Genomic DNA, 24,780 nt, shown 5'->3' with positions numbered 1-24,780 from the left:
CGCGGTTGGAAACTGCATGTGCACTCCGGAAGGGGCGTGATCCTGATGCTGGACGGCAATCGAGGAGGCGGCCAGGACGTGCAGTATCGAAGCACCTGCGTTGGGCGCAAGCGCCAACGAAACGCGGAGGGTGCGAATAGCAGCGGGGACGTCCTGGGTTCTGCGGTCGGGTTTGATGAAACGCGTCATGATCGGGGGATTGAAACTGTCGAAAGCAACGGGGGTGGCGCCTGTGGTCTGGCTTGCGTTGAAGAGGTCACGCCGCCTGCGGGCCGCATCAGCGTGTTCTTGCTCGTCATGATGCTTCTCTAGCGCATCGACAGCTCATCGTCTGCCGGACCGCTTCAGCAGGTCGCTTTTCTGGGAGGGGCTCCCGGTTTCGGGGTGATCTCGTATGAGCTGAAACGGTCATTGATCTTCGTCTCGACGATATTCAGCCACGCGGGAGCCGCGAGAGGATCGATGCCCGCGTCCAGGAGGCGCTCGTGGGTAAGTCGGTCGAACGAGATATGGGTGACACCATTCTCATAAGCACTGAGCCAGAGATGCTCGGCCGTGTCGGACATCCGTCGTAGCATCTCAGGTTCGGGTGCGATCATGCACGCCAGTAGATCGGCCCGATACATCGAGCTGTAATACATCAGGTTGAGCACCCTTGCATCCGGCCGCGTGGAAAGGTTGGCAGCATCGGCCGTCTGCCAAATGGGATGCTGATAGCGTCGCGGTAGCGAAAGCAGATAGCCCTTGTTGTCACGGTAGGTCAGTTGGACATCGTACAGAACCCCGGCGAGGGACAATCCGACAAGCAGCCCTGCCAGAGCCCGCATCCAGGAGTCCCGATGCCAAAGCCATGATAGTACCCCTGCTGCCAACGGTACGATCATCACGAGCGAGGGAAGGATGTAGCGCGGGGCGAGCACGGATGGGCGCAGGACGGCCCAAGCGAGAATGCCGGCGCCGCCGGCCAGGGCAAGCCAGACCGCATGGGAGCCGACGGCCTTGCGGATCGCTGGAACCAGTGCAAGGGGCGCTGCAACCAGGACCAAGACTGACAGATTCCCGTGCTGCATGGGGTACTGTCCAAGGACCAGCGCGAACGGGTAGGTCTGCAGGATCCAGCGCGTGTTCTCGGAATTGAACCAGACCTGATCGAGCGGGAAGCCCTTGCCTGTGCCGATCAGGAAGAATGGTGAGAAGGGTTCGCCGAAGACGATGCCGTTCTTGATGGCCAAGGCCGCAAATGGAATCACGGCGAAGGCGCTGAACCAGGCCGCGGAGCGAGCCATAAGGGGCAGGGCTCTCCGAAGCTCCAAACCGCTCGATGTGGCCTGCCTGAGGAATAGAAACGCGATTCCGGGGCCGAGGCTGGGAAGAAACGAGAGCTTGCTGACGCAGGCGAGGCCGGTTGCCAGTCCCGCGAGCGCGTACTCGCGCCGATCCAGCGGAGACTTCAGGAGCCAGTAGACGGCCAGCAGGGCGAGGCCGTTGGGCAGAAGGTCCGTCTTGCCGTCCCATAGGAGCAGGGTGAAGGCGGAGCAGCAGAGCACGATGGCAACCGCAGTCCAGCGTGCCAGCAGTTCAAGTTTACCCCGTTCCGCGATTCCCCAGACCAGGGCCAATGTCGCGGTGCCGTTCATCCAGATGAAGAACTTGCCTGCCATCGCGCCGATGTGGTCGCCACCGAGCGCGAAGAACACAGCGTAGTGCATTTCCGAAGCAAGGCCGATATTGGCGAAATAGACATATCCCGGCAGCGGCGTCATCGCATGGGTGCTCGCGATGAGCTTCGGCTGCGCCATATAGAAGGCCATGGCGTCGGTGCCGGGCGGAAGCACGCTGAGCGGCGCAAAAGTCAGAGCCGCGCCGATGCAGAGAGCGCTGAGTGCGGCGGTGGCGAAGTCGATCTGAAAGGGCCGGGGCGGATTGCGGTCCCGGGGCACAGCTAGGCATTTCGCGATTCCCACGGCGATGCAGGCTGCAAGAATCGGCCCGGAACTGTACCATCCGAAAATCCCGAGGGCGGCGAGTGTCTGCCAGATCGTGCCCAGAACCCCTTGGCCCAGCATGAAGCAGGCCGCTAAGATGACCCATGGATTTTCGGCTGTGGCACGGGGCACATGGCTGGCACGCTTCAGCCCAGACACCAGGATGCTGCCGCACGAGGCGGCGGCGAAGCCGTAGGTCATCGCCAGAGCTATGAGGCTCGCATAGTCGAGAAGGAGGGCCAGCAAGCGCATCAGAAAATATAGGGCCGGGTGAACCAGGGAAGGATCGCTGAGCGCAGATCGTTCACCATTGGAAAGTTGGCCGCGAAAGCCTGATACCCCACTGTCCCTTGCAGGACCCAGGAAAACACAACGAGAGTCACGGCCCAGATTGCAAAGGCGCACCGGGCAATCAGCTTTCGTCCTGATCGGGCCGACATCTGTTACCGTCCGGTTGAAGCGTTTGAAGCATGGGCTCGATAAAGGGCTTAGGCGGAATCGGCAACCGCAGACATGTCGTGGTGGTCAGTTGCGGGGCATCAAGACGTGAACGTCCGCCGAAGCTCGGAGATGGGCAATGCGGATGACAAGCGATCCGACTTTCAGTATGGCCCCGTTGGAAGTTGCACGCTTGATGAGGCCCCTTCCAAGAGGACAACAACTGACGTGACAGCAGACGCATCGCTCCTCATGGCCATGACAAGGCTTTCGCATGGTCTTCGATGGTAGGTGAGCGCAAGCGCATCGGGCTGCTCAGTGACTCGGTGATCGGCGACGACCCGCGCCTGCGCCGCCAGGGCGAGATGCTGACCGCTGCAGGGTACGATGTGGTCGCGATTGGGCAAGGGCAGGCCCGATCGCGAAATCCGGATTGGCCGATTCGCGCGATTGATCCGACCCTGGCCACTCTGGACTTGCGTGATAGTCGAGGGGTGCGCGGTTTTATGCGAAAGGCGCGGCGTCTTTGCGATACCGCGATACTAGCCGTCGATCCCAGCCATGCACGGCGAATCTACTGGCGGTTGAACCGGCGCTATGCCGCCCTCCTGGCGCAGGCCACGCAAGAGAAGGTGGATTTCTGGATTGCCAATGACTGGTCGAGCCTGCTGATAGCTTTGGCGCTCGAGGCGGAGACTGGGACGGCTTTCGGATATGACACGCATGAACTGGCCGTTGACGAGTATGCACACAGCCTGGCATGGCGCATACGCCATCGGCCGGTCGTTCGTCATATCGAGGCCTTGGGAATCGGCCGCGCCCGGTTCGTGACCTGCGTCTCGGACGGCATCGCCAACAGACTGGCCGAGGTGTATCGCCTGGAAAGGCGCCCGACGGTCGTGCGCAATATGCCGAACTATGCAGCTTCGTCACTTCGCCTGACGGAAAGCCCGATCCGCGTTCTCTATCACGGCATCATGGCGCCGGGGCGCGGACTTGAAGCCTCGATCGCGAGTGTTGCGGAATGGCGGCCGGGCATCACGCTCACCCTGAGGGGGCCAGGCGATCAAAATTATCTGGCGCAGCTCGCGCGGCAGATCGAGAACTTGGGCCTTCGCGCGCGGATTACGTTGGCCCCTCCGGTGCCGATGACGGCGCTGGTCGCGGAAGCTAGGCTCTTCGACATCGGCCTGTTCGTCATGCCCGATAACTCTTTGCAGAACCATCATGTGTTGCCGAACAAGTTCTTCGAATACGTCGCGGCAGGTCTGGTGCTCTGCGTTTCTGATCTTCCCGAAATGCGGGAGCTTGTCGATCGGTTCGCGCTTGGAGCCTGCGTCCGTTCTGGTGCTCCGGTGGATATCGCGACCGCAATCAACACCTTGGCGATGGCGCCGCTGGACGATTTGAAGAGAAACGCCTTGGCTGCGGCCAAGGAGCTTTGCTGGGAGCATGAGAGCATTAAGCTGCTCAAGCTTGTCAACGAAAGTCTCCACTCGACCAGTACAAGCATGCCCGTTCGGTGACCTACTGGGGCCGGCAGCCGCTAGCGCTCGAGGCTTTTCACCAACGCCAATAGCTTTTCGCTCTCATGTTCGAAATTGAGCGACCTTGCTGCGGAGAGGCTTGCTTGCTTGTAGGCGTCGATTTGTAAGCGGGTTGTCGCCGCGAGCGCGGCTGCGATGGCCGTCGCGTTGTCATCCGCGAGCAGAATCCCGGAGCGGGAGCGCTCGATAACGCCACGAATCTCCGGCAGGTCGCTGCTGATGACCATGAGCCCGGCCTGCATGTACTCGAAGATCTTGTTGGGCATGGCGAAGCGTGCATGTGTGGTGCTGTTGTTCAGGAGGAAGATGCCGATATCGGCCTTTGAGGCGACCGCGACGGCCTGATCCGGCGGCACGGCCGGGTCGAATACGACGCGTCCCCCCAGCCCCTCGGCTAGGCCGCGCAGATGTTGGTCGAAGCCACCTTGTGTCGGTCCACGGATGACGAGCCGGAAGCGCTCGGGCCATGAGGCGACGCTTTTGACCAATGTCTCGAGGCCACGGCGTGGAACGACCGCCCCGTGATAGAGCACGGTGATCAGATCCTCAGTCGGTCGGAACGAGATGCCCTGCCATGCGGGTGTGTTCGATATGACGGTCGGTCGCGGCAGGTCGTAACGCTTGGCCAAGGCGTCGGCGATTCCGGCGCTGACTGTGATCACCGCGTCCGCCTCGCGGATGAAACGTTGCTCGATCTCGATGACATGTCGACGCGCGAGCCAGCGCCACCGCCAGCTATCGGAAAATTCCTCCGAAGCGAACTCGTGGCTGTCGTACAGGATGCGCGCGCCATGGCGCTGTTTGGCCGCGAAGGCGATTGGCAACGCGCGCCAATCATTGGCGATGACGAGGTCGGGGCGAAAGCGGAGCAGGTCTCGCCGTGCAGACACCTTGCTCCTGGATAGCCAGAAGAAGCTCGCGGCGCTGGCTGGGATCAGCGAAGCTGGTGCCTGCCGGAAGACCATGCCGAAGCGCACGCGATTGTCACTGCCCGGACCGGGTATGACCGAGACGGGCGCAGGAGGCGAGCTTGGCAGTGGGGCTTGTGCGAGTATCCGGACATCGTAGCCGGCGGACACCAGCAGCGCCGCATGCCGCAGGACGCGTGAATCATGCTGGAGCGGGGACACGCAGACGAGGGCGATCTTGTTCATTGTCATATGATCATCGATCGGCGAGAGGACATGCGCCGTCTGCTTTCTTAGGGACCACAGAGCGCAGGATTCCATCGACCTGACGGCCGCGCTGGTGCCAACTCGCCTCGCGTGCAACGTAATCGGCTCCGTTGCGGCCGAGAGCCCGCGTGCGCTCCGGCGCTGCGATCAGTTCCGCCACGGCGGAGGCGATGGCTGATGGCGAGCCCGACGGCACGATCATTCCCGCATCGTTGTCGTGCACGATCTGCGCCTGAAAGGGAAGATCGCTCGCGATGACGGGCACGCCGCAGGCCATGGCTTCGAACAGCTTGAGTGGTGCAACTCCGGAAGCCGACCGTCCGTCCTGGTCTTCGATGACGCAGAGCGAGGCCAGCGCGCCGCGCAGCAGCGCCGGGACTTCGTCATAGGGCCGCCTGCCGAGCCACAGCAGGCGCGGGTTGTTCGCTTCGGCTTCCAGCTTGCTGCGTTCGATGCCGTCGCCGACGACGACCAGTCTGACATCGTCTGGCCAGGCAGGCTCACTTAAAGCCGCCAGCATCGTGCCGATGCCGTGCCAGGCGACGAGGCCACCGACAAAGATCATATAGCGGCCTTCGATCTCGCCGCGCGGGCCATCGGGCCTGAACAACTCTGTATTGGCGCCGTTGGAAACGACGCTGACGCGGTCATGCCCGGCGAAGGTACTGGCCCATGCGGCGAGCCCATCCGTCACCGCAATGAGATGCGCTGCCATCCGATATTGCATCCGATAGAGCCAGGCGAAGACAGGTCCAAGCGGCTTCAATGCGGGGTAGGTCACGCCGATATCGGCCGGTTTGCCGTTGATCTCGTGTACAACTGGCAGCTTATGCCAGCGAGCGCAGAGTGAGAGCGGTAACGCCATGAAATGCGAGCGGATGAAAACTGCATCGAACGTGTTCAGCTGCCGCATGAGGGCGATCTGTACGCGCCCGTAATCGGAAAGGCGGCGCAGCGGCGAGGAACGCGCGCTTGCGCCCCCGCTCGTCGTCGCGAACAGCTCGACTTGCCAACCGGAATCCCGAAGGCTGGCGATGATCTCGTCTATATGGGTTTGCGAGGCTTGGCCTGGCCTCGGCGTCTCCAACGACAGATACGCCAGCCGCAGCACCCGCGTCATGCCACCGCGGCCACCGGCTTTGCGAGGGACTCGCAAACGGCCGCGATGATGTAATCCTGCGTCTCCTCGTCGAGATAGGGATGCATCGGCAGCGCGACGACCTCCTGCGCGACGCGCTCGGAGATCGGCAGGCCGTTGCCCGCGACGGGGTAGTGCTTGTAGGCGGTCTGCTGGTGCAGCGGCTTCGGGTAATAGACCGTGGTCGGCACACCCTTGGTCTTCAGCGCCGCCTGGAAGGCGTCGCGGCGACCGGCCTCGACGCGGATCGTGTACTGCGCCCAGGTCGAGACGCAATCCGCCATGACATGGGGCGTCACGACGACGTCCTTGAACGCCGCGGTGTAGCGCTGCGCCACGACCTGCCGCTTCTCGATCTCCTCGGCATAGACCTTGAGCTTCTCGATCAGCACGGCGGCCTGGATCGTGTCGAGCCGCGAGTTCACGCCGACGCGGACATTGTCGTATTTGTACGAGCCCTTGCCGTGGAAGCGCAGCGACATCAGCAGCGCGGCATGCTCGTCATTGTCGGTGAGAATGGCGCCACCGTCGCCATAGCAACCCAGCGGTTTGGCGGGGAAGAAGCTTGTGGTCGCGAAATCGCCGATCGCGCCGGCGACGCGGCCCTTGTAGCGGGCGCCGTAGCCCTGCGCGGAATCCGAGATCAGCACGAGGCCGTTCTGCTTGCAGAAGGCTTCGATCGGCTCGTAGTCGCAGGCCTGGCCGAAGAGATCGACGGTGATCAGGGCGCGGGGCGTGAGCTTGTGCTGCTTCGCCGTCTCCAGCGCGGCTCCCAGGCCCTTCGGGTCGATATTGTAGGTCGCTTCGTCGATCTCGGCGAAGACGGGCGTCGCACCCATCCAGGCGACGACCTCGGCGGTCGCGGCGAAGGTGAAGCTCGGGCAGATCACCGCGTCACCGGGGCCGATGCCGAGCGCTTCCAGCACGAGGATCAGCGCGTCCGTGCCGTTGGCGACGCCGATGGCGTGCTTCGCGCCGCAGAAAGCTGCGAGCCCGGTCTCGAACTGCTGGACCTGTTCGCCGAGGATGTAGTTGCCGTCATGGACGACCTTGAGGATCGCCTCGTCCATCGCCTTGCCGATGTACTGGCGCTGGGCCTTGAGGTCGATGAACTCGATCGCGGGACGCTCGCTCATCAGGCAATCTCCTCAAGCTGCTCCGGGCTCACTTCCCGGTAGCGCGTTCCGGTCAGCGGGCAGGTCAGGTCCGGCCCGAGCCTCTCGCCGGCCTTGCTCATCCAGCCGATCCGGCGCGCCGGAACCCCGGCCATCAGAGCATGGTCTGGCACATCCTTGGTCACCACCGCGCCAGCGGCAATGAAGCAATACGCTCCGAGCGTGTGCCCGCAGACGATGGTCGCATTGGCGCCGATGCTCGCGCCGCGCTTCACCAGCGTGCGGCGGAACTCGGCCTTGCGATTCATGAAGGCGCGCGGGTTGTTGACGTTGGTGAAGACGCAGGACGGGCCGCAGAACACGTCCGCTTCCAGCTCGACGCCGTCATAGAGCGCGACATTGTTCTGGATCTTGCAGCCGTCGCCGATCGTGACCCGCGGCCCGGCCATCACGTTCTGGCCGAGCACACAGTCGCGGCCGATCGTGGTCTGGCCGAGCACATGCACGAAGTGCCAGATCCTGGTGCCGGCGCCGAGCGTCGCGCCCTCGTCGACATAGGCGCTCTCGTGGACGAGCGCGCCGGGAAAGCGCGGGTCTTCCCGCATCTGCAACGCGCCGGCCATGCTCTAGCCCTTGAGGTATTTGGCGACGAAGGGATGCGTTTCGCCGGCGGTCACGACCGGGGCGTTGCGGAACTGCGAGACGACCTCGATCGAGAAGCGGACATCCTCGAGGCCATAGCCCTTGCCGGCGAGGATTTCCTCGTAGCTGCGGGTGTGCAGGTCAGTGAAGCCCTCGGAGAACTCGACCTCCTCGCCGTCCATGGTGATCGAGCGGTAGGTCGTCTTTTGGCCCTTGACGCTGTCCGGCAGGTCGTTGGCATCGACCGAGAGGAACCAGCGCACATCCGCCTTCTCGTAGGAGAGCAGGCCACCGGCCCGCTCGGCCTCGCGCAGGTTCGCGGTCTGTGACTGCAGGGGGCCGAAGACATAGGCGAGCATGTCGAAGAAATGGACGCCGATATTGGTGGCGACGCCGCCGGACTTGGCATCGTCGCCCTTCCAGGATGCGTGATACCAGCGCCCGCGCGAGGTGATGTAGGTCAGGTCGACGCAATGGCGCTCTTTGGAGGTGGCGATGCGTTCCTTCAGCGCCTGGATCGCCGGATGCAGGCGCAATTGCAGGATCGTGTTGACCTTGCGGCCGGAGTCGCGCTCGATCTCGATCAGCCCGTCGATGTTCCAGGGATTGAGGACGAGCGGCTTCTCGCAGATCACGTCGCTGCCGGCGCGCAGGCCGAAGCGGATATGGGCGTCGTGCAGGTAGTTCGGCGAGCAGATCGCGACATAGTCGATGCGCTCGTCGCGGCGGCGCAGCTTGTCGACATGCCGGTCGAAGCGCTCGAACTCGGTGAAGAAATGCGCCTGCGGGAAATGGCTGTCGATGATCCCGACGGAATCGTTCGGGTCGAAGGCGACCTTGAGATCGCCGCCCACGGCCTTGATGGCCTTCATATGGCGCGGCGCGATATAGCCGGCGGCACCGATCAGTGCGAATGACGTCATGGTGTAAATCTCGATCCTGTCGCCTATGCCGCCGGCTCGGCGCTGTTCTGTTAGGCCTTGAAGACGTTGTTCGCCTTGATGCCGGCCCGGGCGCAGGCGTTTCGGGTGTCGATCACCAGCTTCGATCCGCTGACAAGGGCGGGATAGTCGATCTCGTCGTGATCGGTCGCGATCAATACCGCATCGAAGCCGGCCAGCGAAGTCGCATCGATGGCAACGCTCTTTCGCCCAGCAAGTTCGGCATGCTCCCGCGTCGGCGGGATCACCGGGATGAAGGGATCGTGGTAGTCGACATGCGCGCCGCGCTTTTCGATCAACTCGATCAGTTTGAGCGAGGGACTCTCTCGCATGTCATCGATGTTCTTCTTGTAGGCGATGCCAAGAATCAGGACCCGTGCGTCGCTGAGATTCTTGTGACCTTTCCGGTCCAGCATGGCGGCGAGCTGATCGACCACCTGATAGGGCATACGGGTGTTTATCTCGCCGGCAAGCTCGATGAAGCGCGTCGCGATATCGTATTCGCGCGCCTTCCAGGTCAGGTAGAACGGGTCGATCGGGATGCAGTGCCCGCCCAGGCCGGGACCCGGATAGAAAGGCATGAAGCCGAAGGGTTTCGTCTTGGCAGCTTCTATCACCTCCCAAACGTCGATACCCATGGCTGCGTAGACGGTCTTCAGCTCGTTAACTAGGGCGATGTTGACCGCACGGAAAATGTTCTCGGTCAGCTTCACGGCCTCGGCCGTTGCCGTCGACGAGACCGGCACGGCCTTGACCACGAGTGCGCCGTAAAGCGCCAGCGCCATGGCCAATGCACCCGCGCCGTCGCCCCCGACGACTTTCGGGATCGTCGATGTCCCGAAGTCCGGATTGCCCGGATCCTCGCGTTCAGGCGAGAACGCTAGGAAGAACTCCTCGCCACTCTTCAGCCCCGTGGCGTGTTCCAGGATGGGGCGCATGACCTCGTCGGTCGTGCCGGGGTAGGTCGTTGATTCCAGTACGACAAGTTGGCCTTTGCGCAAGCGCTTCCCGATGGCATCGGTCGTCTTCACGACATAGGAGAGGTCCGGTTCGCGGTATTTCGTCAGCGGTGTCGGCACGGCGATGAGCAGGGCGTCCGGCTCGGCCATACGGTCGAAATCGGTCGTTGCGGTAAACCTGCCGGTCCTGGCGCCTTCTACGATCAGGTCCATCGGAATATGCTTGATGGCGCTATGCCCGGCGTTCAGCTCATCGACCCGCTTCTGGTCGATGTCGAAGCCCACGACCTTGATGCCCTGGCGCAAGGCGGCCAACGCCAACGGGATGCCGACATAGCCGAGGCCGACGATGCCGATGACGACCGACCGGTCGTTGACACGATCGATGAATCGCTGCGCGGTTGGCAAGGTCACTGTGCACCTGGTTTCAGGGAAACGAAGAGGGACGCCTCGGTCGCGGCTTTTTTCAGAGTTGCTAAACAACGTCAACTTTTGAGGCCGGCCAGAGGTCTGCGCGTGGGGCTCCACATTTGCATGGGGGGCGTCGGTGAAAATTCCAAGATAGTTGAAGTTATTTTCTCGATTTCGCGTTCACGGAATTTCCCTGGCTGCAGATGGGTCGCACGGGTTTAGTGTATCGCCTCGCCGTGCGGCGCGGTGGCTTCGGCTTATCTCGATGTCGGTTGCCTTCTGGTCCGGGGGAGCGTGTTTTCTGCTGCACTGTGATGGCCGGTATGGGAGCCGCGGTCGCATTGCAGTGTTCAACAAGTCGCACTAGACGTGGGCTTCGACCTTTGGCGGGCAGAGTGGTGGCAATACTGCTGCGCGATCTCGGTCCGCGATATGCAATTGACGCGAGGAGAGTGCCCATGGACGGCGTGTTGCCGCAAGCAGCTTCGTGACGCACGGTAGCACGGGTACCGGCAAACCACTGCGCGTCGCGATGCTGGCCAATCTGTTTCGGCCCGTGGTCTCCGGCTCCTCGACGCAAGTCGAGGGATTGGCGCGTGCCCTCACGCTGCAGGGGCACCACTGCGTCGTCATCACCGCTCATGTCGACCCGAACACGCCGTCGCGTGAGGTGATCGACGGTTTCGAGGTTCATCGGATTCCGGCTCTGCATCTTCCCAAGATGGAGATCTCATTGAGCTTTCCATGGCTCAATTGGGTTCTTTGGCCAAAGAATCTCAGGTTGATCGAGAATTTGCTCAAAGAGCACAGGATCGAAGTCCTGCATGTGCACAATCATATGTTCGACATGGCCTTCGTCGGTGCGATCCTGAGGCGGCGCCTGCACTTGCCGATGATCCTGACGATGCACACCGTCATCAAGCATGCGAATGCTGGTTATAATGCGATCCTGAAATTCTTCGATCGTGTTCTGCTGGGATCCTTAGTGATCCGCCGCGCGGACAGGATCATCTGCCCCGACAACAATATGCGAGCCTATCTCGAAAGTCGCTTCGGGATGATGAAGTCGGATCTCGTCACTTATGGCGTCGACCCTCCGCGGCCGGTATTGGACGAGGAGCTGAACGAGATGCGACGGGCTTACCAATTGGAGGGGCGCCGGGTCATTGTCTCGGTCGGGCATGTCCACGCCATTCGCAATCGTCATGAGTTGTTGCGCGCGTTGCCGGCGGTCATCGAGCGTGTCCCCAACGTTAAGCTCGTTATCGTCGGTGGCGTCTTCTCCAACTCGACGACGGATTTGGTGGCGGAACTCGGCATTGGTGAGCATGTCATCTTTGTCGGCCCGCAGGAGCGATCCAAGATCTCCGCTTTCCTGAAGCTGGCGGAGATCGAGGCGCACTGGCTTAATCAGGATGAAGGAACCTGGGCATCCCCGGGGCTTGCCTCGATGGAAGCGATGTATGCTGGCTTGCCGGTTCTGACGGTTTCGAACGAGGGGATCTACGGGGCGGGTGTCCTCAAGGATGGCGAGAACATCGTCCTGATCCAGCGCGAGCAGATCGAGGCACTGTCCGAGCGGCTTTACGAGCTTCTGTCGCGGCCGGAGCTTGCACGTTCGATCGGCGCCCGAGCCGCGGAGACCTGTGATGCGCATTTCAGCTGGCCGATGACGGCGCGATCGACAGCTGCGGTTTATGGGGGCGCCATGCGGGCGAAGCATCGCCAGTGACCACGATCGTCACCTTCGACATCGACTGGGCACCGGACTGGGCCATCGGGCTGTGCCATGAATTGTGTCGCTCGGCCGGCGTGCCAGCGACCTTCTATGCGACGCATCAATGCGATGCTCTGGACGCGTTGCTGGCTGATCCGATGATCGAAGTCGGCGTCCACCCGAATTTCCTCGCCGGCTCGTCGCATGGAGAGGACACCTTGTCCGTTCTGGACCATTGCCGGAAGCTCGTGCCCGACGCCGCGAGCATGCGCACGCACGGCTTGCACCAATCGACGCTGATGTTTTCGGCGGTGATGGATCATTGCCCGTCGATCATTGCCGATGCTTCGCTTTTCCTGCCTGGCCATCCGTATTTGCAGCCAACACTGCTGCACCTCGGCCGCTCTCGTCCATTGGTGCGCCTGCCCTACTGGTGGGAGGACGATATCGCCGCATGCACGCCGGGATGTGTGTGGGCGCCGCCTGCGCCTCGTGATGGGGAGTTGCGCATTTACGACTTCCACCCGATCCACGTCGCCTTGAACATGTGCTCTCTCGACAGCTATCGCAGCTTGAAGCAGCATTTGGACAAGCCGCTCTGGCTTGCATCCCGGGGCGATGTCGCGCCGTTCGCCAACCCCGATGGCCCGGGTACCAGGTATTTCCTGCAAGAACTCTTGGACAATGCGGATAGCGGCAGCTTCTCCCGGGTCGTGGATGTCGCCAAGGATCATCTGGCTGCAGTGGGGGCGGGATGCGCATAGCGATCCTTGGACGGACACGATGGTTGTTGGATTCCGCGCTCGCCCTGGCGGCAGCCGGACACGAAATCGGTTTCGTGGCGAGCTCAAAATCTGCCAGCCATGATCCGACGCAGCCCGACGATTTCATTGATCTCGCAGCGCGCTTCGCAGTCCCCTTTCTGCGTGTCGCAGACCTCGATGCGCCGCCCGCCCTGGCGCAGTTGCAGGAAAGCGGCTGCGAGATCGGGCTCTCGATCAACTGGAACCGGATACTGAACGCCGCGATAGGTGCCTTGCCGCACGGCATCCTCAACGTTCATGCCGGAGACCTGCCAAGGTATCGCGGCAATGCGCCGGTGAACTGGGCCATCCTGAACGGCGAGCCACATGTCGGGCTCTGTCTCCATCGCATGGAGCCGGGCATTGTCGATGGTGGTGAGGTTCTGGCGCGGCGCCACTTTTCGTTGACGGAGCAGACTTATGTAGGCGACGTGCATGCTTGGCTCGACCGCGCCATCCCGGAACTCGTTGTTGCTGGGTTCAGCCGGATCGTCACCGGGGCGGCCGCGTTTGAAGATGTGGAAGACGCGTTGCCGGCACCGAGGCACTCCTTGCGCTGCTTCCCGCGCCGGCCGGAGGATAGTCGGATAGACTGGTCGCAGCCGGCGGCAACCGTCCACCGTCTCGTCCGTGCCAGCGCCGCACCCTATTCTGCCGCGTGCACGACGCTCGAGGGCAGGGAAGTCGTGAGGATATGGCGTGCCGATCTCGTTCAGGTCGAGGAAGCGTTCCTGGCGATTCCCGGACAGGTCATGTTCCGGCAGGACGGTTGCCCGGTGATCGCATGCGGGGAGGGGGCGTTGGTTTTGCGCCAGATCACCATCGACGGAACCGATGATGCCGACGCGGCGCTCGCGCTGGTCGGCAAGAGCTTGCGCAACAGGTTGATCTGATGGGCAAGCTCGCGATCCTTGGTGCCGTCGGAAATTGCCTCGACATCGTCGACGCCTGGAAGGCATTGCGGTCGGCCGCTCTGACAGAGGATGATCTGATCGGCTTTCTTGACGACGGTTGCCTCGGCACGGTGGTCGCTGGTCTCCCGGTTCTCGGTCCGCTAGCCCAGGCGAACACCATGGACGGTGTGCGCTTTATCTGCGGCATCGGGGGGCCGCGCAGCTACAGGCAGAAGCCGGAGATTGTCGCTCGGCTCGGCCTGCCGCAGCAACGCTTTGCCACCATCGTCCATCCCGCTGCGACGGTATCTCCCTCCGCGCGCATCGGGGCTGGCAGCTGCATCCTGGCGAATACGACCGTCTGCGCCAATGTCGAGATCGGAATGCATGTCATGATGCTGCCCGGCTGCGTCATCGGCCATGACACGGCGATCGGGGATTGTTCGATCCTGGCTGCGGGAGTGATCGTCTCCGGCAACGTCAGGATCGGCAGGAACTGCTATCTCGGGGCCGGCAGTGTCCTTCGCGATGGTATTTCGATCGGCGAGCGCGCAATGGTCGGTCTCGGAGCCGGCGTGGTCGGGGACGTCGAAGACTGCGCGATCGTCACTGGTCTGCCCGCGCGTCGCCGTGAGACTTCGACGTGACGACCGAGCCTGAAGGACAGCAGGAGATGGCGCCGCAGGCGCTTCGTTTGCCGAGGGCAGGCTGGTTGAGCCTTGCCGGCACTATCGCCTGCGTTAGCTTGATCGGGATTTATCTGTCGCGCCAGGTGACGGAGTCGTTCTGGTCGTCATTTGCCACAGCGGATCTGTGGGTGCTGCTGCTGACTGTGCCGCTCGTCCTGAGCAATATGGCGCTGCGCAGTGCGCGCTGGCGGGCCCTTCTCGATGCGCCGGCCGACGCGACCCTCGGCAGGACTTTTTCCGCCCTGATGATCGGCTATCTCGCCAACAACGTCCTGCCGGTTCGGCTGGGCGACCTCGTCAGGGTGGTGGTGCTCGCCGGCACGACACAGTTGTCGCGCAGCCGCATTCTCTCGACGGTGTTGTTGGAGCGTCTCCTCGATGTCGGCATGGTGGTCCTCTTGCTGACGAGTATCGCCTTCGTGGGGAGCCTGCCCGCCTGGTTACGCTCGGCGGCGGTGGCCACCGGAGTGGTGACGATCCTCGGCTTCGCGGGCGTGTGCGCGCTGTTTGTCATGGGCCCAGGTGCCGTCGCGGCATTTCGGCGATGGCTGCCTTTCCTTCCGGCGCGGTTGACGGCTCGCCTCGAGATCTGGGTGACGGAGTTCAATCAGGGCGTATCGCAGTTCCGGCGGCCGGCGGTCGCGACTGCCTTTTTCGGCGGAACGCTTGCGATCTGGTTGAGCGAGATCGGCATCGTGGTGACAGTCTCACGGGCTTTCCATTTGGCTCTGGGGCCGCTCGATGCTGGCGTGCTTATGCTGTTTTCGCTGTTTTCGAGCTTCATTCCCGCGCTTCCAGGGCAGCTCGGCACATTCGAGGCGGCGATGCTGCTTGGGTTGGAATTTCTGCAGCGCAGCTCGCCCTCGGGTGTCGCATTCGCGCTGTCCCTGCATCTGGTGCTCCTGATTGGGACCAGCCTGTTAGGTCTCTTCTGTCTACTTGGCAGTGGCCTGCCCCTCTTGCCCCGGAAATTCGTTGAGCGCATCCAGTTCGGCAGATAGCCCCGAGGCGACGAGGCCAACATTGTCATGGCGGGAGGCGCGCATTATGAAGCGCGGATCGTATGGGAGAGCCGCAAGCGCGGCCTTCCATCCTGTGACGACATTCAGTCTGGCGTATCGCCGTCGTGGCGCGATGTTGAAGGGGCCGTTATCGGCAATGAGCCCCTTCCCGTCGGGCGCGAAGGCCGGCGCGCCTGCACCATCCGCCCCTTGCCGCGGCGCAAAATGATCTTCTCCAACCGGGTTCGGGATCTGGATCAATGAGTATTTCAGGTAAGCGCTTGTTCGTAACGGGCGGCGCAGGCTTCATCGGGTCCCGGTTGATCTCCCGGCTGCTCGACGACAATGAGGTCGTCGCTTTCGATACCTTCGACCGCGACGCGCTGACCGGTATGGGATTGATGGGCCATCGCAATCTGCGGGTCGTCAAAGGAGATGTCCTGGATGTCGCGGGACTGCGCGAGGCGATGAAAGGGGCGGACATCGTTGTCCATTGCGCCGGCATTGCCGGTATCGACACTGTCATCAAGAGCCCGGTTAAGACCATGTCCGTCAACATGATCGGCTCGGCCTATGTTCTCGAGGAGGCGTCGCGCCTGCCTTCCTGCGAGCGCGTCGTCTGCTTCTCGACCAGCGAGGTTTTCGGGCAACATGCGATCGGGGTAAGCGAGACCGACAGGACGGTGATAGGCGCTGTCGGCGAAGCACGCTGGACCTATGCGGTGAGCAAGCTCGCGGAGGAACATCTCGCGATTTCCTACCATAAGGAGCGGGGGCTTGCCGCGACCGTCGTTCGGCCCTTCAATGTCTACGGGCCGCGCCAGGTCGGCGAAGGCGCGCTGAAGATTTTCGTGCAGCGGGCGTTGGCGAATGAGCCGATCCAGATCCACGGCGACGGGACCCAGATCAGGGCATGGTGCTATGTCGACGACATGGTGGACGGGGTGATGCTTTGCATGACGCATCCCAACGCCGTCGGCGAGTCCTTCAATATCGGGAATCAGCGCAGCATCGAGACGATCTACGGTCTCGCGAACACGGTCGTTCGTGTTCTCGGCTCGTCGTCACCGATCGAATTCGTGCACAAGGGCTATGCCGACGTCGAACTCCGGATTCCGTCCGTGGCGAAAGCGCGCGATCTTCTGGGCTTCGAAGCCAAGGTCGGTCTCGAAGAAGGAATTCGGCAAAGCGCCGAGTTCTTCAGGAGCCAGCTGCCATGAACGAAAGTGCCGGGAAGGCGCCGATCCATCTCGCTCTGCCTGATACGGGCGAAGAAGAGGCGGAGGCCGTCCGCCAGGTGCTGCTCTCGGGTTGGCTGACACAGGGACCGCGCGTTGCCGAATTCGAGCAGCGCTTTGCCGGCGAGATCGGCGTGCCCCATGCCGTCGCCATGTCCTCGGCGACGACGGGGCTGCATCTCGCCCTCCTTGCGCTCGGTGTCGGCCCGGGCGACGAGGTGATCGTCCCCTCGTTCACCTGGGTCGCGACCGCTAATGCCGTAGTCTATTGCGGGGCACGGCCACTTTTCGCCGATGTCTCGCTGGCGACCTACAATATTGACCCCGCTTCCGTGGCGCGGTTGCTGAGCCCGCGAACTAAGGCGGTCATTGCCGTACATCAGTTTGGTCTATGCGCGGATCTCGCCGCACTGAAGCAGGTCATACCGGACAATGTCCCGATCATCGAGGATGCGGCCTGCGCTGCAGGGGCGGAGCTCGATGGCCGGCCGGCCGGCGCCCTCGGTACCTGTGCGGTCTTCTCGTTCCATCCCCGCAAGTCGATGACGACGGGCGAGGGCGGCATGCTCACGACAGGCGATGACCGGATCGCGGATCTGGCGCGCGTGCTGCGTTCGCATGGCGGGCGGATGCCCGAGCGGCCCGAACCGCATGCGATGCCGGAGATCGAGGAGCTCGGATATAACTATCGCATGACGGATATCCAGGCGGCGATCGGCATCGTCCAGCTGGCGAAGCTCAAGGGCTATATTGAAGAAAGGGATCGCTGGGCGAGTTGGTATCGATCCCAGCTGGCTGGGCTCAACTGGCTGGCCTTGCCGGAGGTGAGGACCGGATCGCGCCATGCCTGGCAGTCCTTCGTTGTGCGTGTGCAGGACGATGCGCCGTTCAGCCGCAACGAGCTGGCGATGCGTTTCAAGCAGGCTGGCATCGGTACGCGGCCGGGCACCCATGCGGTTCACAACCTCGCCTATTATCGCGAGACGTTCGGTGCACAGCCGCTCGATGCGCCGAACAGCCTGGCCTGCGAAGATCAGACGCTTGCCATTCCGCTTCATAACCGGATGGCACCTTCCGATTATGCGCGGGTACTGGAAGTTCTACTCGCGTAACGGTTCGTCTGGCCGTGGCTTTGCGATGGCAAAGCCACGGAAAGCTGGCACCTCTCCTGATGTGGAGTGGGCAGCCGGTGCCAAGAGCAGCCATATTGCGCCCACCAGTGCCTGGAGGATCGCTTCATGAAGTTGCTCGGCCTCAGTCGAGGCGCCCGCCCACCGACATCGTTTGGGACGCTTTGCTGAGAGCGGTTCAGTTACCTCTGTGAGACCGCTCTACCGACCTGCCGCAACTTAATGACAGGTCTTTTCGGGCGTCCTCGGCATCGCGGCTCCTTGGCAACCTGAGGCCCACCCGCTAAGCACGGCTCGAAACCTGTCGAGCGGTGTGGCGCCTGTGAACCCCGATCACTTGAAATACCTCCGATCCCCGATCACGAAGGGGCGTCTCCATCTCGAGGTGATCGAAATGGAAGGCGAGCGTGTTCGCGAAGGCAAGCTCGTTGATGACGCAGGGAATGTCTTCCCGATCACAGCGTTCATCCCGCGCTTTGTGCCTGCAGAAAACTATTGCGAGAGTTTCACTGTCGAATGGGACAAGTGGCGCGACATTCTGTCGAGCTACACCGGCTATGGAGAGCGGTTCGTCAAGGAAACGAAATGGCCTGACGACCTAGTCGGGGAGGTCATGCTCGAGGCTGGCTGCGGCAGCGGCGCTTTCACGGAACATGCGCTCAAGACCGGCGCGATGGTTGTCTCCTTCGATTTCTCCACCGGTGTCGAGACGAACTATGCTCGCAACGGATCAGCCCCCAATCTGCTGGTTGTGCAGGCCAGCATTTTTGACATGCCATTCGCCGATGGTGCGTTCGATAGGGTGTTTTGCTTCGGCGTGATCCAACACACGCCAGACCCGAGGGGGGGCTTTGGCAAACTGCTTGATGTTCTCAAGCCCGGCGGCTCTGTTGCCGTCGATATCTATCTCGATCCTCCTGATTGGGCTCATCTGGAGCGTGCAAAGTACTTTTGGCGGGGCAAGCTGGCCGGCAAATACGAGCCCGCCAAACTCCTCCGTTATGTCGAGACCTACGTGCGCATGGCGTGGCCGGTTGTCCGGTTGATCGAGTCGACGCCCCTTCGAAAACTGAACCGATGGGCATTGTTCGACAATTATAAGCCACGCCTGCCAGGCATGGACCCATCCAGGTACAAGGAGTTCGCGGCGCTTGACATCTTCGATTTTCTATCTCCGGCTTATGATGCGCCGGAGACTGTCGAGGGGTTCAAGGCGTGGTTCATCGAAAGCGGGCTCGATCAGGTAGACGTTCATCAAGGCTATAACGGCGTCGAAGGACGAGGCATCAAGGCAGCCTAGTATAAGGTATCACCACCTCGGGCGACGGGCGGGTTGCAGTGGGCGGCAGCCATAGCGATCACAGGTGCTTTCCCAGACGCGGCCTCTGCCATCGATGCAGCGAAGGTGATTGCAGTCGAAGCCGCCGCCACCGCGATATCCCCCGCGATAGGCGGGCGGAGGAGGCGGGGCATATCCGCCGCCATAGCCGGGACCGCCTCCGTAACCCGGTAGGCGTCCTACCGGCCCTCCCATCGGACGACAGCCGTAGGCGTTGCAAGTTGACTGAGTATAAACGCCTGTTCGCTGATCAATACAGCTCGCTGGCGTGCACTGCATCTGCACGCGTTGGATCGTTTGGGGGAGCGGAACCTCCGAAATCGGCAAGGCCTGGGCGCCTGTGGCGATCGCCGCAGACAAAAGCAAAGCCGGGGTAAGAAGTGCGAAGCGCATCGAGGATTCCTCCTAAGCTATCATCGATCGCCAGACCTGAACAATTCCTGACCGGCATAGTTCCTCGCCGCCTGCATCGGCCTGTTCTTGCCCAAGGACGATCGCCGATGCCCAATGCCACCAACCGTCGCGAAGCCTACCCACGGCCGCTCTTTCAGCCCGTCACCATTGCCGGCCTTGCTGACAATGGGCCACCGCCGCTGGCAAATGTTGAGGCGGTTCCGTGGTCGCGAGCCGGTCTGCACAGTTGGCGTGGACGCCCGCATTCTTAACATCTACCGGCACCACCGGTGGGCGATTACTACAGCCGCAATGCGCTCGCGTGGGTGCCGCTTGCATCCCAGCCCGTAGTTGAACAGGGTCGTGGTCACCGGAGGCTTCCGGTTTCGTTGGCCGTCATGTGGTTGAGCCGCAGCCAAGCCACGACTTTATCTGTGTCGATGACATCCGTGAGGCAATCGTCCGCCTTGACGGGCGACAAGCCGTCCCCGATCCGAATTTTGTTCCGGCGCGGTCGGGTCGGTCGACCTCGTCCGCGCTCTGGCGTATCTACAATCTCGGCAATCACGCCCTGGGCCCGCGCGTTGCATTGCGTTTGAGCCTCCGAGCAGGCGCGGATGCCAGGACGGCATGCCCTGGCGTTGGTTCCCGCCGTCTTGCCCCGCAGGCGCCGTCTGCGCGATAAGCGATGCGCCGCGGTCGCGGCATCCGGCTTCAACGGAGTCTCGATGAGTTTCCGCAATATCCACGCCCACGGTTTCGTCCGCATCGCCTGCGCCGCGCCGCGGTTGAAGGTGGCGGATCCCGCCTTCAACGTGGCCGAGACCATCGCCATGCTCCGGCGTGCGGATGAGGGCGGTGCCTCGCTCTGCCTGTTCCCGGAGCTCGGCATCAGCGCCTACGCGATTGACGACCTGCTGCAGCAGAACGCGCTGCTCGATGCGGTGAACGACGCGCTGGCGCGGCTCGTCGCGGAAAGCCGCAGCCTGCGCTGCGTCGCGGTCGTCGGCGCCCCCTTGCGTGTCGATGGCAGGCTGTTCAACTGCGCCGTCGCGATCCATCGCGGCCGCATCCTGGCCGCCGTCCCGAAGACCTATCTGCCGAATTATCGCGAATTCTACGAGCGCCGCCAGTTTGCCTCGGGCGAGCGGGCCAGCACGCTCTATATCGACCTCTGCGGGCAGGAGGTGCCGTTCGGCACCGACATCCTGCTGACGGCGAGCGATGTTTCGGATTTCGTTGTACATATGGAGATCTGCGAGGACGTCTGGACGCCGATCCCGCCCTCGTCTTACGCCGCGCTTGCCGGCGCGACCTTGCTGCTCAATCTCTCGGCCTCGAACGTCACCATCGGCAAGTCGGACTGGCGCCATGCGCTCTGCAAGGCCCATTCCGGCCGCTGCATTGCGGCCTACGCCTATTCCGCTGCCGGAACCGGCGAATCGACCACCGACCTCGCCTGGGACGGCCAGGCGATGATCTACGAGAACGGCGCGCTCCTGGCCGAAGCCGAGCGCTTCGCCGCTGAGCCGCAGCTCATTCTCGCCGATATCGATCTCGAACGGCTGGCGATGGACCGCATCCGCCAGAACACCTTCGGCGACAGCGCTGACCTGAATCGCGACCGGCTCGGTTTCCGCCGCATCGCCTTCGCGCTGGAACCTGATCGCGACAGCGATCTCGGCCTCGCCCGCGAGGTCGAGCGCTTTCCCTTCGTGCCCAACGACGATGCAAGGCTGAACGAGCTCTGCTTCGAGGCCTATAACATCCAGTCGCACGGCCTGCGCAAGCGGCTGGAGAGCACGCGGCTCGACAAGGTCGTGATCGGCGTTTCAGGCGGCCTCGATTCGACGCAGGCCCTGATCGTCGCGGCCCACACCTTCGACGCGCTCGGCCTGCCCCGCGAGAACATCCTCGCCTATACGCTGCCGGCCTTCGCGACGAGCAAGGGCACCAAGGACAATGCCTGGCGCCTGATGCGCTCCCTCGGCGTCAGTGCCGAGGAAATCGACATGACGCCGGCCTGTCGGCAGATGCTGGTCGATATCGGGCATCCCTTCGCCGCGGGCGAGCCCGTCTACGATATTACGTTTGAAAACGTGCAGGCGGGCGCGCGCACCTCCGTGCTCTTCCGCCTCGCCAACCGGCACAATGCGCTGGTGATGGGCACCGGCGATCTCTCGGAGCTGGCGCTCGGCTGGTGCACCTATGGCGTCGGCGATCACATGTCGCATTACAATGTCAACGGCTCAGTGCCGAAGACGCTGATCCAGCACCTGATCCGCTGGGTCGCCCAGTCCGGCCGCTTCGGCGCCGAGGCCTCGGACGTGATGCTCGACATCCTGGCGACCGAAATCTCGCCGGAGCTGGTGCCAGGCGATGGCGACAAGCCGGCGCAGAAGACCGAGGATTTCGTCGGCCCCTATGCGCTGCAGGATTTCAACCTGTTCTACACGACGCGCTACGGCTTTAGGCCGAGCAAGATCGCCTTCCTGTCCGAGCATGCCTGGCGCGATGCCGGGGCAGGAGACTGGCCGCCGAACATGGAGGCGGGCAAGCGCGTCGCCTATGACCTGCCCGTGATCAAGCGCTGGCTCGGCGTCTTCATCCGCCGCTTCTTCGAGACCAGCCAGTTCAAGCGCTCGGCCGTGCCGAACGGCCCGAAGGTCTCGTCCGGCGGTTCGCTCTCGCCGCGCGGCGACTGGCGTGCGCCGAGCGACGCTTCAGCCGCACCCTGGCTCAAGGACTGGGAACGCATACCGGATTGAGAGGGCGGCGACGGCTGGGAGCCAGCGTCGCGCGCCGAAGCTTCAGGCAATGCCCAGGAGCCGGATGAGACCGAGGCTGACGGCTGCCAGGGCGATCAGGGACAGGGTGACCGCCGCAGTGACCCGCCCGCCGGCGCGGGCGACGACGCGGATATCGACCCCGAGGCCCAGCGCTGCCATCGAGATGATGGTGAGGATGGTCGCGGTCTTGGCGATGGGCGCGAGCGCGACCTCTGGAATGACGCCATGGCTGCGCAACGCCGCCATGCCCAGGAAGGCGATGATGAACCAGGGCACGAGCTTGTTGACGGCCAGGCGCCGCGGCGCCGGCTTTGCGTTGCCTTCGGTCGAATCCTCCCGCAGCCGATGCCCGAAGACGGACAGCGCAAGCACGACGGGCCCCAGCATGAGGACGCGGACGAGCTTGACGAGGGTGCCGATCTGGACGCTGGCCGCCGCAACCGGGGCCGTTGCGGCAAGGACCTGCGGAACGGCGTAGACGGTCAGCCCCGCGAGAACGCCATATTGGGTCTCGCTCAGGCGCAGCAGCGGCACGAGCAGGGGCAGCCCGAGCACGACGAGCACGCCCAGCACGGCGGTGAAGGCGATGGAGGCGGCGACATCCTTGCCATCCGCACCGATGACCGGCGCGACGGCGGCGATGGCGGAGTTGCCGCAGATCGAATTGCCGCAGGCGACCAGGACCGCCATGCGCTTCGGCAACCCGAGCGCCCGGCCGAGCAGGAAGCTGACGGCGAGCGCGATCGCCACCACCATCGCGATGCCGGCGAGCAGGGCAGGTCCGGCGGCCATGATCATCGCCACGTTCAGGGACGCGCCGAGGAGCACGATGGCGATCTCCAGCACCATTTTCGCCGAGAAGGCGATGCCCGGGCGCCAGCGCTCGGACGGTGTCCAGACCGAGCGGATGGCGGTGCCGAGCAGGATCGCCAGCACCAGGGCCTCGAGCCAGGCGCGGCCGGTGGCGAGGGCTTCGACATGTTCCAGCGCGAAGGCCAGCGCGCTGATGCCTGCGCACAGGCCCAGACCGGGCAGGATGCGTCCTGCGCCCCGTAGCAGGGGGCTGGACGGCGCGGGCACGGGTGCGGAGGCGTGCGTGGTCATAGGAGAACCTTCTTCTCCGTCGACCTAGTCGGAGAAGGAATGTGCTGTCTATCGCATTGTTCCGATCGCTCTGTTCGATCTGGCCGAACGGTCAGGTGCGTTGCCGGGAAGTTTCGACGACAAGCCTCTCGGTGGCCACTGCGTGGTTGTTCCGCAGCAGAGCAATTGCGATGTCTGCTAGCGACCCATAAATGACGTTGGCAGCTAGGATCTAACCACCGAGTTTAGATTCAAGTCCCAGCTTTCTTTGCCGATCAATCTCATGATTCGACGGTTGTTGAACAAGAAATAGAACCGAGATTTGCTGCGGCAGAAGGTGCACTCCCCATAACATCCCTCCGTTGCATAAACGCTTCCTGCCGCTCCGAGCGCCGAGACGAATGAATAATCTCCAGGCCAAGTATCTCTGGACTCGGGATTAGGGTACCAGTCCATCACATCACCAATGCGATATTCTCGGTCACACAGGCGATCATTTCCGTCGTAGCCGCCAAAATCGGCGCATGTTGAGCATCTTGCACGATGCTCTTGAGCCGAATGGCAAGTCTCGCAGATCGACGAGAACAATATGTAATTGGTAGCGCCCACACGCTTCTCCCGCCTTTGCGCCGCAAGTTATTGCTGTGGCAACGCCACTGCAACAACGCGTCCGCTTCCGGCCCATTGCCCGTACCGAGCGCAGGCTGGATCAGCCGACGAACACGTCCCGAAGCAGGCTGACGGCCAAGGCCGCCATCATCAGAGCGATGAGCAGGTCAAGCATCCGCCAGGTGATCGGCCGCGCGAAGAGCGGGGCCAGGAAACGCGCTCCAAACCCGAGCGATGCGAACCAGGCGAAGCTGGCCGTTGCGGCGCCCATGACGAACCATGGCCGCTCGTCCGCGGGGATGCTGGTCCCGATCGTGCCCATCAGCATGACCGTGTCGATATAGACATGAGGGTTGAGGAAGGTGAAAGCGGCCGTGCTGGCGAGAGCCGTCGTGAGCGAGATGCCGGCCTGGTGATCGACGATCAGGCTCGACGGGGCCATGGAGCGACGCAGGGCGCCGTAGCCGTACCAGCTCAGGAAGGCGGCTCCGCCAAGGCTCAGCGCCGTCGAAAGACCGGGTATTGCCGAAAGCAGCGCGCCCAGCCCGTTGACGCCAGCGACGATCAGCATGGCGTCGGCCGCCGCGCAGAACATCACGATGGGCCAGACGTGCTCGCGCTTGAGCCCCTGCCTGAGCACGAACATGTTCTGCGCGCCGATCGCCATGATCAGGCCAGCCGAAAGCATGAAGCCCTTGAAGAGGGCCGGGAGGAAAGCCGTATCCATGTCCGGTTGATGCGGTAG

At 62.9% G+C, this 24,780-nt stretch carries 20 protein-coding genes; 11 read left to right on the top strand and 9 right to left on the bottom strand.

Going from position 1 to position 24,780, the window contains the following annotated elements:
- The first annotated feature begins 36 nt into the window (after positions 1-36).
- Positions 37-312: a hypothetical protein gene (locus AC6RIC_RS24235; RefSeq protein ID WP_499734254.1), complete on the top strand. Its 276-nt coding sequence runs from the start codon at positions 37-39 to the stop codon at positions 310-312.
- A 32-nt stretch (positions 313-344) separates the two neighbouring features.
- Here AC6RIC_RS24235 and AC6RIC_RS24230 read toward each other — a convergent pair whose 3' ends face one another.
- Positions 345-2,237: a hypothetical protein gene (locus AC6RIC_RS24230; RefSeq protein WP_499734253.1), complete on the bottom strand. Its 1,893-nt coding sequence runs from the start codon at positions 2,235-2,237 to the stop codon at positions 345-347.
- A gap of 470 nt (positions 2,238-2,707) precedes the next feature.
- Between AC6RIC_RS24230 and AC6RIC_RS24225 the strand changes: the two genes are divergently transcribed.
- Positions 2,708-3,949 carry a glycosyltransferase gene (locus AC6RIC_RS24225; protein WP_499734252.1) on the top strand — a complete coding sequence of 414 codons (1,242 nt, stop codon included), beginning with the start codon at positions 2,708-2,710 and terminating at the stop codon, positions 3,947-3,949.
- Positions 3,950-3,969: 20 nt separating this feature from the next.
- On the opposite strand, the gene AC6RIC_RS24220 is transcribed toward AC6RIC_RS24225, so the two are convergent.
- From AC6RIC_RS24220 to AC6RIC_RS24195, 6 genes are read right to left on the bottom strand one after another with little or no spacing between them, the layout of a single operon-like run.
- Entirely contained in the window at positions 3,970-5,124 is a 1,155-nt protein-coding gene (locus AC6RIC_RS24220; protein ID WP_499734251.1) for a glycosyltransferase, read from the bottom strand.
- Between the two features lie 10 nt (positions 5,125-5,134).
- On the bottom strand, positions 5,135-6,265 hold the full coding sequence (locus AC6RIC_RS24215; RefSeq protein ID WP_499734250.1) for a glycosyltransferase family 4 protein: 1,131 nt from the start codon (positions 6,263-6,265) through the stop codon (positions 5,135-5,137).
- Positions 6,262-7,419, bottom strand: a complete 1,158-nt coding sequence (locus AC6RIC_RS24210; protein ID WP_499734249.1) for a DegT/DnrJ/EryC1/StrS family aminotransferase — start codon at positions 7,417-7,419, stop codon at positions 6,262-6,264. Before AC6RIC_RS24210 ends, AC6RIC_RS24215 begins: the two co-directional genes overlap by 4 nt.
- Entirely contained in the window at positions 7,419-8,021 is a 603-nt protein-coding gene (locus AC6RIC_RS24205) for an acyltransferase (protein ID WP_499734248.1), read from the bottom strand. Before AC6RIC_RS24205 ends, AC6RIC_RS24210 begins: the two co-directional genes overlap by 1 nt.
- Positions 8,022-8,024: 3 nt before the next feature.
- Positions 8,025-8,963, bottom strand: coding sequence for a Gfo/Idh/MocA family oxidoreductase (locus AC6RIC_RS24200; RefSeq protein ID WP_499734247.1), 939 nt, complete (start codon positions 8,961-8,963; stop codon positions 8,025-8,027).
- Between the two features lie 50 nt (positions 8,964-9,013).
- Positions 9,014-10,354 carry a nucleotide sugar dehydrogenase gene (locus AC6RIC_RS24195; RefSeq protein WP_499736654.1) on the bottom strand — a complete coding sequence of 447 codons (1,341 nt, stop codon included), beginning with the start codon at positions 10,352-10,354 and terminating at the stop codon, positions 9,014-9,016.
- A gap of 529 nt (positions 10,355-10,883) precedes the next feature.
- On the opposite strand from AC6RIC_RS24195, the gene AC6RIC_RS24190 reads away from it, so the two are divergent.
- The 9 genes from AC6RIC_RS24190 (at position 10,884) to AC6RIC_RS24150 (ending at position 22,322) form a co-directional block, all read left to right on the top strand.
- Positions 10,884-12,083 (top strand): glycosyltransferase family 4 protein, encoded by a 1,200-nt coding sequence (locus tag AC6RIC_RS24190; RefSeq protein ID WP_499734246.1) that lies wholly within the window; start codon positions 10,884-10,886, stop codon positions 12,081-12,083.
- On the top strand, positions 12,080-12,832 hold the full coding sequence (locus AC6RIC_RS24185) for a polysaccharide deacetylase WbmS family protein (RefSeq protein ID WP_499734245.1): 753 nt from the start codon (positions 12,080-12,082) through the stop codon (positions 12,830-12,832). Before AC6RIC_RS24190 ends, AC6RIC_RS24185 begins: the two co-directional genes overlap by 4 nt.
- A gap of 26 nt (positions 12,833-12,858) precedes the next feature.
- Positions 12,859-13,764 carry a methionyl-tRNA formyltransferase gene (locus AC6RIC_RS24180; RefSeq protein WP_499734244.1) on the top strand — a complete coding sequence of 302 codons (906 nt, stop codon included), beginning with the start codon at positions 12,859-12,861 and terminating at the stop codon, positions 13,762-13,764.
- A complete protein-coding gene (locus AC6RIC_RS24175; protein WP_499734243.1) occupies positions 13,764-14,411 on the top strand; it encodes a NeuD/PglB/VioB family sugar acetyltransferase in 648 nt (215 codons plus the stop codon). Before AC6RIC_RS24180 ends, AC6RIC_RS24175 begins: the two co-directional genes overlap by 1 nt.
- Complete coding sequence (locus tag AC6RIC_RS24170) at positions 14,408-15,454, top strand: lysylphosphatidylglycerol synthase transmembrane domain-containing protein (RefSeq protein ID WP_499734242.1); 1,047 nt, start codon at positions 14,408-14,410, stop codon at positions 15,452-15,454. Before AC6RIC_RS24175 ends, AC6RIC_RS24170 begins: the two co-directional genes overlap by 4 nt.
- Positions 15,455-15,714: 260 nt before the next feature.
- On the top strand, positions 15,715-16,674 hold the full coding sequence (locus AC6RIC_RS24165; protein ID WP_499734241.1) for an NAD-dependent epimerase/dehydratase family protein: 960 nt from the start codon (positions 15,715-15,717) through the stop codon (positions 16,672-16,674).
- The gene (locus AC6RIC_RS24160; protein ID WP_499734240.1) at positions 16,671-17,804 is read left to right on the top strand and encodes a DegT/DnrJ/EryC1/StrS family aminotransferase; all 1,134 of its coding nucleotides are present in this window, start codon (positions 16,671-16,673) and stop codon (positions 17,802-17,804) included. Before AC6RIC_RS24165 ends, AC6RIC_RS24160 begins: the two co-directional genes overlap by 4 nt.
- 412 nt (positions 17,805-18,216) lie before the next feature.
- Positions 18,217-19,122, top strand: a complete 906-nt coding sequence (locus AC6RIC_RS24155; RefSeq protein ID WP_499734239.1) for a class I SAM-dependent methyltransferase — start codon at positions 18,217-18,219, stop codon at positions 19,120-19,122.
- 1,160 nt (positions 19,123-20,282) lie between these two features.
- Entirely contained in the window at positions 20,283-22,322 is a 2,040-nt protein-coding gene (locus tag AC6RIC_RS24150; protein ID WP_499734238.1) for an NAD(+) synthase, read from the top strand.
- Positions 22,323-22,364: 42 nt separating this feature from the next.
- Here the strand turns inward: AC6RIC_RS24150 and AC6RIC_RS24145 are convergent, their stop codons facing one another.
- A complete protein-coding gene (locus AC6RIC_RS24145) occupies positions 22,365-23,447 on the bottom strand; it encodes a YeiH family protein (protein ID WP_499734237.1) in 1,083 nt (360 codons plus the stop codon).
- A 688-nt stretch (positions 23,448-24,135) separates the two neighbouring features.
- Positions 24,136-24,762 carry a LysE/ArgO family amino acid transporter gene (locus tag AC6RIC_RS24140; RefSeq protein ID WP_499734236.1) on the bottom strand — a complete coding sequence of 209 codons (627 nt, stop codon included), beginning with the start codon at positions 24,760-24,762 and terminating at the stop codon, positions 24,136-24,138.
- Positions 24,763-24,780: the final 18 nt, after the last annotated feature.

The organism is Allobosea sp. TBD101 (genome assembly GCF_059817965.1).
The sequence above is the reverse complement of the archived record's forward strand: the minus strand, read 5'-3'. Positions and strand labels throughout refer to the sequence as shown.